This is a genomic window from Mycobacterium sp. IDUB_37, from assembly GCF_055419245.1.
In genome coordinates, this window is sequence record NZ_JBVAXG010000001.1 from 52,916 (window position 1) to 67,822 (window position 14,907).

At 62.7% G+C, this 14,907-nt stretch carries 16 protein-coding genes; 12 read left to right on the forward strand and 4 right to left on the reverse strand.

Annotated elements, in window-relative coordinates; all coding sequences use genetic code 11:
• Positions 1-188 precede the first annotated feature (188 nt).
• Both lpdA and ACZY1I_RS00235 read left to right on the forward strand, forming a co-directional pair.
• Positions 189-1,583 (forward strand): dihydrolipoyl dehydrogenase, encoded by a 1,395-nt coding sequence (gene lpdA / locus ACZY1I_RS00230; RefSeq protein WP_463752300.1) that lies wholly within the window; start codon positions 189-191, stop codon positions 1,581-1,583.
• A 3-nt stretch (positions 1,584-1,586) separates the two neighbouring features.
• A complete protein-coding gene (locus tag ACZY1I_RS00235; protein ID WP_463752301.1) occupies positions 1,587-1,868 on the forward strand; it encodes a hypothetical protein in 282 nt (93 codons plus the stop codon).
• Position 1,869: 1 nt separating this feature from the next.
• Here the strand turns inward: ACZY1I_RS00235 and ACZY1I_RS00240 are convergent, their stop codons facing one another.
• Positions 1,870-2,436 (reverse strand): carboxymuconolactone decarboxylase family protein, encoded by a 567-nt coding sequence (locus ACZY1I_RS00240; RefSeq protein ID WP_463752302.1) that lies wholly within the window; start codon positions 2,434-2,436, stop codon positions 1,870-1,872.
• Positions 2,433-3,860 (reverse strand): acetate metabolism transcriptional regulator RamB, encoded by a 1,428-nt coding sequence (gene ramB, locus ACZY1I_RS00245; protein ID WP_463752303.1) that lies wholly within the window; start codon positions 3,858-3,860, stop codon positions 2,433-2,435. The genes ACZY1I_RS00240 and ramB overlap by 4 nt, the downstream gene beginning before the upstream one ends.
• A gap of 151 nt (positions 3,861-4,011) precedes the next feature.
• Here ramB and ACZY1I_RS00250 point away from each other — a divergent pair, with 151 nt between their 5' ends.
• From ACZY1I_RS00250 to ACZY1I_RS00265, 4 genes are all read left to right on the forward strand, one after another.
• Positions 4,012-4,806: an acyl-ACP thioesterase domain-containing protein gene (locus ACZY1I_RS00250; protein WP_463752304.1), complete on the forward strand. Its 795-nt coding sequence runs from the start codon at positions 4,012-4,014 to the stop codon at positions 4,804-4,806.
• Positions 4,807-5,098: 292 nt separating this feature from the next.
• Positions 5,099-6,385: an isocitrate lyase gene (aceA, locus tag ACZY1I_RS00255; protein WP_463752305.1), complete on the forward strand. Its 1,287-nt coding sequence runs from the start codon at positions 5,099-5,101 to the stop codon at positions 6,383-6,385.
• A gap of 232 nt (positions 6,386-6,617) precedes the next feature.
• On the forward strand, positions 6,618-7,481 hold the full coding sequence (locus ACZY1I_RS00260; protein WP_463752306.1) for a 3-hydroxybutyryl-CoA dehydrogenase: 864 nt from the start codon (positions 6,618-6,620) through the stop codon (positions 7,479-7,481).
• A 145-nt stretch (positions 7,482-7,626) separates the two neighbouring features.
• Entirely contained in the window at positions 7,627-8,448 is an 822-nt protein-coding gene (locus ACZY1I_RS00265) for a cyclopropane mycolic acid synthase family methyltransferase (protein ID WP_463753429.1), read from the forward strand.
• A 65-nt stretch (positions 8,449-8,513) separates the two neighbouring features.
• Here the strand turns inward: ACZY1I_RS00265 and ACZY1I_RS00270 are convergent, their stop codons facing one another.
• Positions 8,514-9,377 (reverse strand): cyclopropane mycolic acid synthase family methyltransferase, encoded by an 864-nt coding sequence (locus ACZY1I_RS00270; protein ID WP_463752307.1) that lies wholly within the window; start codon positions 9,375-9,377, stop codon positions 8,514-8,516.
• A gap of 210 nt (positions 9,378-9,587) precedes the next feature.
• Positions 9,588-10,301 carry a TetR/AcrR family transcriptional regulator gene (locus ACZY1I_RS00275; protein WP_463752308.1) on the reverse strand — a complete coding sequence of 238 codons (714 nt, stop codon included), beginning with the start codon at positions 10,299-10,301 and terminating at the stop codon, positions 9,588-9,590.
• A 187-nt stretch (positions 10,302-10,488) separates the two neighbouring features.
• Here ACZY1I_RS00275 and ACZY1I_RS00280 point away from each other — a divergent pair, with 187 nt between their 5' ends.
• The 6 genes from ACZY1I_RS00280 (at position 10,489) to deoC (ending at position 14,818) form a co-directional block, all read left to right on the forward strand.
• Positions 10,489-11,808 (forward strand): DUF445 domain-containing protein, encoded by a 1,320-nt coding sequence (locus ACZY1I_RS00280; protein ID WP_463752309.1) that lies wholly within the window; start codon positions 10,489-10,491, stop codon positions 11,806-11,808.
• A gap of 84 nt (positions 11,809-11,892) precedes the next feature.
• The gene (locus ACZY1I_RS00285; protein ID WP_463752310.1) at positions 11,893-12,330 is read left to right on the forward strand and encodes a helix-turn-helix domain-containing protein; all 438 of its coding nucleotides are present in this window, start codon (positions 11,893-11,895) and stop codon (positions 12,328-12,330) included.
• A gap of 267 nt (positions 12,331-12,597) precedes the next feature.
• A complete protein-coding gene (locus tag ACZY1I_RS00290; RefSeq protein WP_463752311.1) occupies positions 12,598-13,221 on the forward strand; it encodes a heparin-binding hemagglutinin in 624 nt (207 codons plus the stop codon).
• A gap of 227 nt (positions 13,222-13,448) precedes the next feature.
• Positions 13,449-13,712 carry a DUF2516 family protein gene (locus tag ACZY1I_RS00295; protein WP_463753430.1) on the forward strand — a complete coding sequence of 88 codons (264 nt, stop codon included), beginning with the start codon at positions 13,449-13,451 and terminating at the stop codon, positions 13,710-13,712.
• 3 nt (positions 13,713-13,715) lie between these two features.
• Positions 13,716-14,144, forward strand: a complete 429-nt coding sequence (locus ACZY1I_RS00300; protein WP_463752312.1) for a DUF2599 domain-containing protein — start codon at positions 13,716-13,718, stop codon at positions 14,142-14,144.
• The gene (gene deoC, locus ACZY1I_RS00305) at positions 14,144-14,818 is read left to right on the forward strand and encodes a deoxyribose-phosphate aldolase (RefSeq protein ID WP_463752313.1); all 675 of its coding nucleotides are present in this window, start codon (positions 14,144-14,146) and stop codon (positions 14,816-14,818) included. The genes ACZY1I_RS00300 and deoC overlap by 1 nt, the downstream gene beginning before the upstream one ends.
• Positions 14,819-14,907: the final 89 nt, after the last annotated feature.

Sequence of the window (14,907 nt, forward strand, 5' to 3'; positions counted from 1 at the left end):
TCACAGCGGGGTTGGATGGTGGTGACCCGCTGCGCCCCGCTACGCGGCGCTTGCGATCACAGCGGGGTTGGATGGTGGTGACCCGCTGCGCCCCGCTACGCGGCGCTTGCGATCACAGCGGGGTTGGATGGTGGCGACCCGCTGCGCCCCGCAGCGCGGGGCTTGCGATCACCACTAAGGTAGGGGCCGTGACCCACTATGACGTCGTCGTTCTCGGAGCAGGTCCCGGCGGATATGTCGCAGCCATTCGCGCCGCACAGCTCGGGTTGAACACCGCAATCATCGAACCGAAATATTGGGGCGGCGTCTGCCTCAATATCGGTTGCATTCCGTCGAAAGCGTTGCTGCGCAATGCCGAACTCGCCCACATCTTCACCAAAGAGGCCAAGGTCTTCGGCATCAGCGGTGAAGTGACCTTCGACTTCGGCGTCGCGTTCGACCGCAGCCGCAAAGTGGCCGAGGGCCGGGTGGCCGGAGTGCACTTCCTGATGAAGAAGAACAAGATCACCGAGATCAACGGGTACGGCAAGTTCACCGACGCCAACACCATTGAGGTTGACCTCAACGACGGAGGAACCGAGACGGTCACCTTCGACAACGCCATCATCGCTACCGGCAGCAGCACCCGGCTGGTACCCGGCACCTCGCTGTCGGAAAACGTGGTCACCTACGAGAAGCTGATTCTGACCAGGGAACTGCCGAAATCGATTGTCATCGCCGGCGCCGGCGCCATCGGCATGGAGTTCGGCTACGTCCTGAAGAACTACGGCGTCGACGTGACCATCGTGGAATTCCTGCCACGTGCGCTGCCGAACGAGGATGCCGACGCGTCGAAGGAAGTCGAGAAGCAGTTCAAGAAACTCGGCGTCAAGATCCTCACCGGCACCAAGGTCGAATCCATTACCGACAACGGTTCCGAAGTCACCATTGCCGTCAGTAAGGGCGACAAGTCAGAGGAACTCAAGGCCGAGAAGGTGTTGCAGGCCATCGGGTTTGCGCCCAACGTCGAGGGCTACGGCCTGGACAAGGCCGGGGTTGAGCTGACCGACCGCAAGGCCATCGGCATCACCGATCACATGCAGACTTCCGTGCCGCATATCTACGCGATCGGCGACGTCACCGGCAAGCTCCAGTTGGCCCACGTGGCTGAGGCGCAGGGTGTGGTTGCGGCCGAAACCATCGCGGGCGCAGAGACTTTGGAGCTCGGTGACTACCGGATGCTGCCGCGCGCGACGTTCTGCCAGCCCAATGTCGCCAGCTTCGGGCTCACCGAGGAGCAGGCCCGCGACGAAGGCTACGACGTGGTGGTGGCCAAGTTCCCCTTCACCGCGAACGCGAAGGCGCACGGCGTGGGCGACCCCAGCGGATTTGTCAAGCTGATCGCCGACGCCAAGTACGGCGAACTGATCGGTGGGCACCTGGTCGGCCACGATGTGTCCGAGTTGTTGCCCGAGCTCACGCTGGCGCAGAAGTGGGACCTCACCGCCACTGAACTCGCCCGCAACGTGCACACCCACCCGACCATGTCCGAGGCGCTGCAGGAATGCTTCCATGGCCTCATCGGCCACATGATCAACTTCTAGAGCATGCCAACGCAGACCCCCCAAAAGATCGTCGGCGCGATAGGCGGCCTGATCGCCGGCTATGTGCTCTGGCTTGCTGCCATCACGATCGGCGACGACGTCACGACGGTGGCCAGGTGGAGCCTGGCGGTGGCGGTGCTGTCGGCCGCGCTGGTGGTCGGCGCCGTCATCGGGGGCCTGCTGATGCGCTGGCGCCGCAAGGCCGGGTGGTCGGCTTTCGCGTTCGGTGTACCGGTCGTCCCCGTGATACTGACGTTGGCTCTGTTGGCCAACATCTACCTCTGATTCAGCGAGGATTGTCCAACGGGATCTCCAGCGCCGTGATTGTCGCGGCCAAGGCGTCGTATTGTGTTGCGAGCATGCAGAATTCGATGAGTCGAGCCCGGTTGAGATGCGTGGCGAGCTGCCGCCACGTCTCGGCGGTGATAGACCGATCCTTGATCAGCTCGTCGGTGGCCGCAAGCAACGCGCGCTGTCGGGCGCTGAGCACCCGCCGCGGGCCGTCGGCGTCGGGATGGTCAGGAAACGCGAAAATCGTGGCTTGCGTCTGCGCATCGAGTCCCGCCTGACGGGCCATCCCGCGATGGTGCTGCAGTTCGTACTCGCAGGACCGTAAATGCGCTACCCGCAAGATGATCAACTCGGTGTCGATCGTCGGCAGCCGGCCCCGCAGCAGACGGCCGGAATAGATTGCCCACGTCCAGAACAGCGCCTGACGCGAACCCAATGTGGTGAACAGGTGCATCTCCGGAGCCCGGACCTTGCGCGCCGCCAGTTTGGCCACCACCCAGTTGATGGGGCCCAGTTGGCGAAAGCGGCCGGACGGTATTCGAGCGATCTGATTGCCGGTCATGCCTGCTGAACCAGGTAGGGGGACACCGTGCTGCGGTGTTCGTTGAGATCGAGCGCACGCCCGAGTGCGGGGAAGGCCCGTTGCGGACAGTTATCCCGTTCGCAGACTCGGCAACCGGCGCCGATCGGTGTGGCGGCAATCTTCGGGTCGCCCGACAAGTCGAGTCCTTCCGAGTAGACGAGTCGGTGTGCGTGGCGAAGTTCGCAGCCAAGCCCGATCGCGAAGGTCTTTCCGGGCTGACCATACCGCGCCGCACGCCGCTCTACGGTGCGGGCCACCCACAGATAATTGCGGCCGTCGGGCATCTGAGCGATCTGAACCAGGATCTTGCCCGGGTTCGCGAAAGTCTCGTACACATTCCACAACGGGCAGGTGCCCCCAGTTGACGAGAAGTGAAAACCGGTGGCCGACTGTCGTTTTGACATGTTGCCCGCACGGTCGACCCGGACGAACGTGAGCGGAACGCCCCGCACCGCCGGTCGCTGCAGCGTAGAGAGCCGGTGCGCGATGGTCTCGAAGCTCACCGAATAGAACGCCGACAGCCGTTCGACGTCGTAGCGGAAATTCTCGGCAACGTCGTGGAACTGCCGGTAGGGCAGCACGGTGGCCGCAGCGAAGTAATTCGCCAGTCCGAGCCGTGCCAGCGTGCGCGACTCGTCGCTGGTGAAGTTGCCCTGCTCGACCAAGCCGTCGATCAGGTCGCCGAACTCGAGGTAGGCCAGCTCGGCGGCCATCTTGAACACCTGTTGTCCCGGTGCGAGGTGATTGCTGATCTCCAGGGTCTTGCTGGCGGGGTCGTAGCGGTGCAACACCGAATCGCCCAGGTCGATGCGTCTGGTGACGTGCACCCCGTGTACCTCGCTGAGCCTGCGGGTGAGCTCGCTGATCAAGTCGGCATGGTGCATCCGCATCTTGACGGTCAGTTCCTCGGCGGCGGTGTCCAGTTCGTGTAGGTAGTTCTGACGCTCATAGAAGTAGTCGCGCACCTCTTCATGCGGCATGGTGATCGACCCGGTGCCGCTGCTGCCGTCGGAAAACCGTTCCTCGGTGGCGGCGGCGAGCTGCGCGGTCGTGATGCGGTAGCGCCGGTGCAGGTTCACCACCGCCCGTGCCAGAGCTGGGTGCGAGTTGACCATTTCGGCAATCTCAGTCGGGTCGACATCGATGCCCAGATCGCGCTCCATGGTCACCTCGCGGAGCTCGGCAACCAATCGGGTGTCGTCCTGGGAGGCGAAGAAGGTCGCGTCCACGCCGAACACCTCAGTGATCCGCAGCAGCACGGCGACCGTCAGCGGGCGGACATCGTGCTCGATCTGGTTGAGGTAGCTCGGCGAGATATCCAGCATTTGCGCCAGCGCGGCCTGGCTGAATCCGCGCTCGCTGCGGAGCTGGCGGACGCGTGCGCCGACATACGTCTTGGACACTTCAAGCAGCGTACTCGCGTTTGTGAAGGTGCGCTTTGCAGACTTGGCAAGACGGTTTGGGTTGGTATTTCGGAGATGTCGTTGGCATGATTCGCAACGAAGTCTCTGGGCACACCTGGGGGTCGCAGAGGAGGAAACGGGGAGCGGAGCCGTGAGCCTGGACAAACAACTGATGCCCGTGCCTGACGGAAACTCCCATGTCTTCGGTCGTGAGTGGCCGCTGCGGGTCGGCGACATCAACCGGACGGGACGGCTGCGTCTGGACGCGGCGTGCCGGCACATCCAGGACATCGGCCAGGACCAGCTCCGCGAGATGGGGTTCGAGGAAACTCACCCGCTGTGGATCGTCCGCCGCACCATGGTGGACTTCATCCGTCCAATCGAGTTTCAGGACTTGCTGCGGTGCCGGCGCTGGTGCTCGGGCAGCTCGAACCGCTGGTGTGAAATGCGGGTCCGGATCGACGGCCGCAAGGGTGGCCTGATCGAGTCCGAGGCCTTCTGGATTCACGTCAACAGAGAGACCGAGACGCCGTCGCGTATCGCCGACGACTTCCTGGCAGCTCTGCACAAGACGACGTCTGTGGATCGGCTGCGCTGGAAGGGCTACCTGAAGCCGGGTAGCCGTGAGGACGCAACCGAGATCCACGAGTTCCCGGTTCGGGTGACCGATATCGACTTGTTCGACCACATGAACAACTCCGTGTACTGGAGCGTGATCGAGGACTATCTGGCGTCGCATCCAGAACTGTTGGACGCGCCGCTGCGGGTGACCATCGAGCACGAGGCGGCGGTCGCGCTGGGCGACAAGTTGGAGATCATCTCCCACGTCCACCCGGCCGGTTCGACCGAGAAGTTCGGTCCCGGACTCCTCGACCGAACTGTTACAACGCTCACATATGCGGTTGGCGACGACACGAAAGCCGTCGCCGCGCTCTTCGCTCTCTAACCGGACAAGCGTTCTGTTAAATTGGTGTTGACCTGCGGTTCTTGTTACCCCTCGGTAGCTTCTGAACCGGTTCAGTTTATTTGCGGCTTCGCAAGATTCGCAAAACACTCGTAAGTCGTGGCCGAAATTTGCAAGTGAAATGGGTGGACCTGCAGGAATGTACTGTGCCATGGTCGTGTTAGCACGTCAGTGAAGTTGAGCCCACGAGGTCCTTTCGGGAGACCTTTCAGCCGCCGGACGGTGGCGGTGGACTCGCAAATTCAGCAAGTAGTGATCGTTAAGGAGCTGTCCTATGTCTGTCGTCGGTACCCCCAAGAGCGCTGAGGCAATCCAGCACGACTGGGACCACAACCCCCGCTGGAAGGGCATTACCCGTACCTACACGCCCCAGGACGTCGTCGCGCTGCAAGGCCACGTCGTCGAGGAAAGCACTCTCGCCCGTCGTGGCGCCGAGGTGCTCTGGGAGCAACTGCACGAGATGGACTTCGTCAACGCGCTTGGCGCTTTGACCGGCAACATGGCCGTCCAGCAGGTGCGCGCGGGCCTCAAGGCCATCTACCTCTCGGGTTGGCAGGTCGCGGGTGACGCTAACTTGTCCGGCCACACCTACCCGGACCAGAGCCTCTACCCGGCCAACTCGGTGCCGCAGGTCGTTCGCCGCATCAACAACGCGCTGCTGCGCGCTGATGAGATCGCCAAGGTCGAGGGCGACACTTCGATCGACAACTGGTTGGCCCCGATCGTCGCCGACGGTGAGGCCGGCTTCGGTGGCGCGCTCAACGTCTACGAACTGCAGAAGGCGATGATCGCCGCCGGTGTCGCGGGCTCGCACTGGGAGGACCAGTTGGCCTCGGAGAAGAAGTGTGGCCACCTGGGTGGCAAGGTGCTAATCCCGACTCAGCAGCACATCCGTACCCTGACCTCGGCCCGGCTTGCCTCTGACGTCGCGGACGTCCCGACCGTTGTCATCGCCCGGACCGACGCCGAGGCTGCCACGCTGATCACCTCCGACGTTGACGAGCGGGACCGTCCGTTCATCACCGGTGAGCGCACCAACGAGGGCTTCTACCGGATCAAGAACGGTCTCGAGCCCTGCATCGCCCGCGCCAAGGCCTACGCGCCTTACTCCGACCTGATCTGGATGGAGACCGGTACTCCGGACCTGGAGCTGGCCAAGAAGTTCGCCGAGGGCGTCAAGTCCGAGTTCCCCGACCAGCTGCTGGCCTACAACTGCTCGCCGTCGTTCAACTGGAAGCAGCACCTCGACGACGAGACCATCGCGAAGTTCCAGAAGGAGCTCGGTGCGATGGGCTTCAAGTTCCAGTTCATCACGCTGGCCGGCTTCCACGCCCTCAACTACTCGATGTTCGATCTGGCCCACGGCTACGCCCGCCGTCAGATGAGTGCCTACGTCGAGCTGCAGGAGCGCGAGTTCGCAGCCGAGGAGCGCGGCTACACCGCCACCAAGCACCAGCGCGAGGTGGGCGCCGGTTACTTCGACCGGATCGCCACCACTGTGGACCCGACCTCCTCCACCACGGCTCTGGCCGGTTCCACCGAAGAGGGTCAGTTTCACTAGGGATTAGGCCACTAGGCGATAAACCCCCGAACCGAACAGACGCAGAGTCGCACTCTTACAGCCCAAGTGATGCGACTTTGCGTCTGCTCGCGAGTGAGACCAGTGCCGAGCAGGGCGACCCCCCGCTCGCGCTGAAGTAGCATAGGCCCCGCCCGGCCACCCTGGGCGGGGCTTATTGCGATGCAGGACTATTCCGTGGCGAACCCTTGTCGAAATTCATCTGGAGAAATAAGTGAGTGACGCAGCAATCCAGCGCGTAGGTGTTGTCGGGGCCGGCCAGATGGGTGCCGGCATTGCCGAAGTGTCGATACGCGCGGGTGTCGGCGTGACCGTGTTCGAGACCACCGAGGCGTTGGTCACCGCGGGCCGCAATCGCATCGTCCAGTCGCTGGAGCGCGGCGTCAGCCGGGGCAAGGTGACTGAGCGGGAGCGCGACCATGCTCTCAGTCTGCTGACGTTCACCACCGACCTCGGTGACCTCGCCGATCGGCAACTGGTGATTGAGGCGATTATCGAAGACGAGAAAGTGAAGGCCGGCGTCTTCGCTGAATTGGATCGGGTGATCACCGATCCCGAAGCGGTCCTTGCATCGAATACCTCCAGCATTCCGATCATGAAAATCGCCGCAGCCACCAAGAACCCGAAGCGAGTGCTCGGTCTGCATTTCTTCAACCCGGTCCCCGTGCTGCCGCTGGTCGAGCTGGTCAGCACACTGGTGACCGACGAGGGTGCCGCCGCACGCACCGAGGAATTTGCCAGTGCCGTGCTGGGCAAACAAGTTGTGCGCTGCTCTGACCGGTCTGGATTCGTGGTCAACGCGCTGCTGGTGCCCTACCTGCTCTCGGCGGTCCGGATGGTCGAGGCCGGATTCGCGACTGTCGAAGACGTCGACAAAGCGATCGTCGCGGGGTTGTCGCACCCAATGGGCCCATTGAAGCTGTCGGACCTCGTTGGTCTCGACACTCTCAAACTAATCGCCGATAAGATGTACGAGGAATTCAAAGAACCGCTCTATGGCCCACCGCCGCTATTGCAGCGAATGGTTGAGGCGGGCTTGTTGGGTAAGAAATCCGGTCAGGGCTTTTACCGATATTAAAAGGGCAGGGTCGCGCCCGCGCGCCAGTCCGCGTCGTGCAACGAGTTGTGTCCGGAATCGGGTATTATTTTCTGCGATCAAACGGACGGAGAGGTATTCATCGGGCATGACTAATTTGAATCCGTACTGCGAATAGTCGCAATCTATCTACGATGTTTCAGACGAATTTTTCGCTTTATTCTTAGACCCCACGATGGCGTACACGTGCGCTTACTTCGAGCGCGACGACATGACGCTGGAAGAGGCATCGAACGCCAAGTTCGACCTGGCGCTGGGCAAATTGAATCTGGAACCCGGCATGACGGTGCTCGACATCGGTTGTGGTTGGGGCGGTGCGCTGCAGCGGGCGGTCGAGAAGTTCGATGTGAACGTCATCGGGATCACGCTCAGTCGCAATCAATTTGAATACAGCAAGAAAAGACTCGCAAAGATTCCCACCGAGCGCACCATCGAGGTAAGGCTGCAGGGTTGGGAAGAGTTCGAGGACAAAGTCGACCGCATCGTCACGATCGGTGCTTTCGAGGCGTTCAAGTCAGAGCGCTACGGTGCCTTCTTTGAACGTTCTTTCAATATTCTTCCCGACGACGGCCGGATGCTGTTGCACACGATTCTAACGTACACCCAGAAGCAGCAACATGAGCGCGGTGTCGCGTTGACCATGACCGACATTCGATTTATGCGGTTCATCGGTCAGGAGATTTTTCCGGGTGGGCAGTTGCCAGCGCAGGAAGATATCTTCGCGCATGCGCAGCATATCGGCTATTCCGTGGAAAGAATGCATTTGCTGGGAGAGCATTACGCGCGCACACTGCACATCTGGGCCGAGAATCTGGAAGCCAAAAAGGACGAAGCTATCGCGCTACAGTCCGAAGAAATCTATGACAAGTACATGCACTACTTGACCGGTTGCGAAAACTTCTTCAATAAGGGCGTCTGCAACATAGGGCAGTTCACGCTCGCCAAGTAAGGCGATCGACTGACGGCGGGGGTGCTCGGAGCGTATGCCCCGATTGCCCCCGCCCTCGTCTTTGGCTACTTCGCCAGGGTGAATTGATCGACGTCGGTGTAACCGTCGCGGAACAGCTTCGCGCAGCCCAGCAGGTACTTCATGTAGCGGTCGTAGACCAATTCCGACTGAACGGCGATGGCCTCGTCTTTCCGTGACTCCAACGCGGCAGCCCAGATCTCCAGGGTCCGGGCGTAGTGCAGTTGCAGGGACTGGATCCGCTGCATCTTGAAGCCGGCCGCCTCGGCCTGCTCTTCGACCACATCAACCGTGGGCAGGTCACCGCCCGGGAAGATCTCGGCCAGGATGAACTGGCTGAAGTGCACGATTTCGTGGGTCAACGGCAGGCCTTTGGCGCGCGCCTCCCGCATCGACAGTCGCAGGATGGTGTGCAGCAACATGATGCCGTCACTCGGCAGAACTTCGTTGGCCATCTTGAAAAAGCGCCGGTAGCGATGGCGGCCGAAGTGCTCGAACGCGCCGATCGAGACGATGCGGTCAACGGGTTCGTGAAACTTCTCCCAGCCCTCCAGCAGCACTCGCCGGGAGCGGGGGGTGTCCAGTTCGTCGAACTTCTTCTGGACGTAGTTGGCCTGGTTCGCAGACAACGTGAGTCCCACGACGTTGACGTCGTACTTCTCGATGGCGCGCCGCATGGTGGCACCCCAGCCGCAGCCGATGTCGAGCAGGGTCATGCCGGGCTCGAGGTTCAGCTTGCCCAGCGCCAGGTCGATCTTGGCCAGCTGGGCTTCGTGCAGCGTCATGTCGTCGCGCTCGAAGTAAGCACAGCTGTAGGTCTGGGTGGGGTCCAGGAACAGCTGGAAGAACTCATCGGATAAGTCGTAGTGCGCCTGCACATTGCCGAAATGCGGCGTGAGCTGCACAGCCATAACGAAATCAGCCTTTCTGTCGATCGGGGGGCCTGGGGCTGATCAACAACGAATCGTCAAGCACGACCCCCGATGCACCTCATGCAGCGTAACGGTTGCCAACGGTCCTAGTCGCCATCTTGGTCCACATGTGAGCCAACACGGGATTCACGCGCGTTTCTCAAAAACTGCGATCCGCGACGGAATATAGGCTCCGACCACCCTGCAGCCTTAATCCTCTTCGAGCGGCTTCAACATCGGCAGGACCGGTGAAGGGTGAGGTTGATCTCGAAATTTCTCCAGCGATCCGCCGGCTTCGACGATCCCACACAGGGCGCTCCAGCTCAGCATCGTCAAGTAGTCGATCAGCTCGTCGCTGGTCATCCGGGGGTTGGACATCCACGAGTGGGTCGCCAGTTGCACGCCGCCGACGATCAGGTAAGCCCACGGCTCAACTCCGCCCGTGTCGATGCCCGTCTCCTGCATGCGGCGACGCAGCATCACCGCGATCATGCGGGCGATGATCCGTTCGGAGTCGGCGATGACCTTGCTCTTGCTGCCCGAACTGTTCGCCATCACGAAGCCGTACGGCTCCGGCTCGGCGGCCATGGTATCCACATAGACACGGATCACTTCGCGGGTCAGGTCGTAGCCGTCCAGGTTCGACGACAGCGCTGCGGCCATATTGGGGATCAGGGTGGTCTGTGCGAACCGCATCATCACGGCGGTCGTCAGATCGTTCTTGTCGACGAAGTAGCGATACAGCACGGTTTTGGACACACCGATCTCGGCGGCGATCTCGTCCATGCTCAGGAAGCGGCTCTGACGGCGAATCGCCTCGATGGTGCCGTCGACAAGTTCGTTACGACGCTCCACCTTGTGCTGGTGCCAGCGCCGCTTGCGGCCGTCGGTCTTGGCCGTCCGAGCGGGGATGTGCTCTGCCACTGTCGCCGATTCCCATTCAGTACATTGACGGATCGATGATACGGCTTGCCGACTCGCGCTCGTCGGGTTGACCACAGTGCGTGAGCCCTCCGACCAGTGTGGGTAACACTAACCGGTGACTGTGATAGCGGATGATGGTGTGGTGTCAGACGGAGCCTTGCCGGCAGGGGAAACCTCGAGTTCACGCGTGAGCGCGCGGTCAGTTGAGACGAGTGCGCCCCGCTCCTCGTTCGCGGAATCTTTCGCCGGTGCCGACAGCGAGGCCGATGGGGAACGCCGGGCGGCACTGCGCCGGATGAAGGCGATGGCACTGAGCTTCCTTATCGGTGCGACGGTGGTATTCCTGGTCTGCCGGTGGGCGCAGGCGCAAGGCGCCGCACCGGTTTGGGTCGGCTACGTAGGCGCCGCTTCGGAGGCGGGCATGGTGGGCGCCCTGGCGGACTGGTTCGCGGTGACTGCGTTGTTCAAGCATCCGTTGGGCATTCCGATCCCGCACACGGCGATCATCAAGCGCAAGAAGGACCAGCTGGGCGAGGGCTTGGGCACCTTCGTGCGCGAGAACTTCTTGTCGGCCGAGGTCGTGGAGACCAAGCTGCGTGATGCTCAGGTGCCGAGTCGGTTGGGTAAATGGCTCGCTGACCCGCCGCACGCGCAACGGGTAGCGGCCGAGGCTGCGACAGTGCTGCGTGTCGGGGTGGAACTGCTGCGCGATGAGGACGTGCAGCAGGTAATCGACCGGATGATTGTCCGACGCATCGCCGAACCTCAGTGGGGCCCACCGGTGGGCCGGGTGTTACAGACTCTGCTGGCTGAGAACCGCCAGGAGGCGCTGATCCAGCTGTTGGCCGACCGGGCGTTTCAGTGGTCGCTGAACGCTGGCGTGGTCATCCAGAACGTCATCGAGCGGGACTCGCCGACCTGGTCGCCGCGCTTCGTCGATCACCTGGTCGGAGACCGCATCCACCGGGAGCTGATGGATTTCACCGACAAGGTGCGCCGCAACCCCGATCACGAACTGCGGCGCTCCGCGACCAAGTTTCTTTTCGAGTTCGCCGACGACCTGCAGAACGATCCGGACACCATTGCGCGCGCCGATGCCGTCAAGGAGCAGTTGATGGCGCGCGAGGAGGTCGCCAACGCGGCTGCGAGCGCCTGGCGGACGCTGAAGCGCCTGGTACTCGAGGGTGTCGACGACCCGTCCAGCACTTTGCGCACTCGCATCGCCGACACGGTGATCCGGATCGGGGAGTCGCTGCGCGACGACGCGCAGCTGCGCGACAAGGTCGACGGCTGGATGGTGCGCGCGGCTCAGCACCTGGTTTCGCATTATGGGGTAGAGATCACAGCGATCATTACCGAGACCATCGAGCGCTGGGACGCTTCGGAGGCCAGTGAGCGCATCGAGCTGCATGTGGGTCGTGACCTGCAATTTATCCGGATAAATGGGACTGTCGTGGGCGCCCTGGCCGGTCTGGCGATCTACGCCGTCGCGCAGGTGCTCTTCTGAGACGCAGCTAACAACCGCTTGCAAAAGCAAGCACCTCTTCGTAATCTGGTCATGTAAGCGGATCAAACGATACGAGGAGTCGAGATGTCATCGGAGGACAAGACGGACGCCAAGGTGTCCGCGGCGTCCGCGAAGACCTCGGTGTCCGCGAAGGCTTCCGACATCGGCAGCTTTATCAAGTCGCAGCGTGAGACAGCGCAGTTCTCAATGCGTCAACTGGCCGCAAAGTCCGGTGTGAGCAATCCTTACCTGAGTCAGGTGGAGCGCGGATTGCGCAAGCCGTCCGCCGAGGTCCTCAACCAGATCGCGAAAGCGCTCCGGGTGTCCGCCGAGGTCCTCTACGTCCGAGCGGGGATGCTCGAGCCCAGAGAGACCAGTCAGGTGCGGGACGCCATCATCTCCGATACGGCGATCACTGAGCGTCAAAAGCAACTTCTGCTGGACAGCTACGCGTCATTCATCCAGGAGAACGAAGCTCTTCGGGCGGAGTGTCCGAGTGATCCACCACCGCCAGGTGATTAGCCCAAGGTAATTCTTCGCGAATATCCCCTAGCTAAGGAGACTCGCAGTGAACAGGTGTTTTAGGGTAGTTCAGTCGGCGCCATAGGTGCCTACCACCGCAAACTCGACCGTCAACCGACCCGACCAACCAGGAGGTTTTCGACAAGTAGCGTGCTATGTCAATCCGCGGGTCTTGACTACTCCTCCCCCTAAGGAGCCGCGCTTGCGCCAACTTCCAAAACTCTTGTTAATAACGCCAATTACGAAATCAGTGAAAGGAAATTAATAATGGCTGAGAACAACAACATCGACGACCTGAAGGCCCCACTGCTGGCCGCGCTGGGTGCGGCTGACCTGGCTCTGGCCACCGTCAACGACCTGCTCACCAACCTGCGTGAGCGCGCCGAGGACCTGCGTGAGAAGGCCGAAGAGACCCGCACCGACACCCGCAGCCGGGTGGAGGAAACCCGCGACCGCCTGACCAAGCTGCAGGAGGACCTGCCGGACCAGGTCGCCGAGCTGCGCGAGCGCTTCACCTCCGACGAGCTGCGTAAGGCCGCCGAGGGCTACCTGGACGCCGCCACCAACCGCTACAACGAGCTGGTCGAGCGCGGCGAGGCCGCTCTGGAGCGGCTGCGCAGCCAGTCCGCTTTCGAGGACGCGTCTGCGCGTGCCGAGGGCTATGTGGACCAGGCCGTCGAGCTGACCCAGGAGGCGCTGGGCACCGTCGCTAACCAGACGCGTGCGGTCGGCGAGCGTGCCGCCAAGCTGGTCGGCATCGAGCTGCCGAAGAAGGCGGAAGAGGCTGTTGAGAAGGTTGCCCCGGCCAAGAAGGCTCCGGCCAAGAAGGCTCCGGCCGCCAAGAAGGCCCCGGCCAAGAAGGCTCCCGCCAAGAAGGTCACCCAGAAGTAGTCGGTGTCCGGTCTCACCGGACTCGCATAGTTAGAAGTCGACTCCGAGTCACCGCACGACGGGTGGCTCGGATCGGAAAGTTCAACTCGACTCCGAGTCACCGCACGACGGGTGGCTCGGATCGGAAAGCTCAACTCGACTCCGAGTCACCGCACGTCGGTGGCTCGGAGTCGACGTTTTTGAGGGTGCCCGCTTACGCTTATGACGTGCGCACCGTGAATCTCGTCATGAACGTGCTGCAGATCGCCGTCCTGGTGGCGTCGGTGTACGCGTTCGTGCACGCAGCGATGCAGCGGCACGACGCCTATACGGCCGCCGAGAAGCTCACCAAGCCGGTGTGGTTGATAATTCTCGCCGGCGCCGTGGCGCTGACCTCAGTACTGGGCTTCCTCTTCGGTGTGCTCGGGATCGCGATTGCCGCGGTCGCAACCGGTGTTTACCTGGTCGACGTGCGGCCCAAGCTTCTCGAAGTGCAGGGTAAGTCGCACTAGCGGATGAAACTTCTGGTTTTTGCGCCGGCGGCGGTGCTGCTATCGCTGCTTGCCGTCGCTCCTTTTCAGCCGACGGCCGCCGCTGAACCTGGTACCGCCGCCTACTCGCCGCCCTTCGTGGACCACACCGAGTGGGTGCACTGGGGTCGGCTTTCCAGTTTGCGCGTCTATCCGACTCCATCCGGACGCGCCGCATCCCGGCAAGCCGGTACGCCGTCGGCGGTCGACGAGGCTTGGACTGAGGTTCTCACGCGATCACCCGATGCAGACACGCCTGGCATGCGGGCGCAGTTCGTCTGCCATTGGCAGTTCGCCGAATTGGCCCAACCGGGCAAGACCAGCTGGAACCTCGAGCCGTGGCGGCCGGTCGTCGACGACGCGGAAATGGTGGCCGCCGGCTGCAATCCCGGCGGCTCGGAGGAGCCGTTCTGATGACGAACCAACCGACCCGACAGCAGTTGGCGGCACTCGTCGACCACACTCTGCTCAAACCCGAGGCCACTGCGGCCGACGTTGTCTCGATGGTGGCTGAAGCCGCTGAGCTGGGCGCATATGCGGCGTGCGTATCGCCGTCGATGGTGCCGGTCGCCGTCAGCGCCGGTGAGGTGCGCATCGCGGCGGTGGCGGGGTTCCCGTCGGGCAAGCATTCCTCCGCGGTCAAGGCGCAAGAGGCGGCGACTGCCGTCGCCGCCGGAGCGGTCGAGATCGACATGGTGATCGACGTCGGTGCCGCGCTGGCGGGCGACGTCGATGCAGTGCGGGCCGACATCGCGACGGTACGCGCGGCCACCACCGGTGCCGTGCTGAAGGTGATCGTTGAGTCGGCGGTGCTGCTGGGCCAGGCAGGCGAGCACACGCTCGCGGCAGTGTGCCGCGCCGCCGAGGACGCCGGTGCTGACTTCGTGAAGACGTCGACGGGCTTTCATCCGGCCGGCGGTGCGACCGTGCGCGCCGTCGAGGTGATGGCTGCGACGGTCGGCGGACGGCTCGGTGTGAAGGCGAGCGGCGGTATTCGCACCACCGCCGACGCTCTCACGATGCTGAACGCCGGCGCCACCAGGCTGGGTTTATCCGGCACCCGGGCCGTACTGGACGGCCTGGGCTAGCGGCGATCGCAAGCGCGGCGAGGCCGGGTGCAGCGGGTCGCCGCCATGGGGCTAGCGGCGATCGCAAGCGCGGCGAGGCCGGGTGCAGC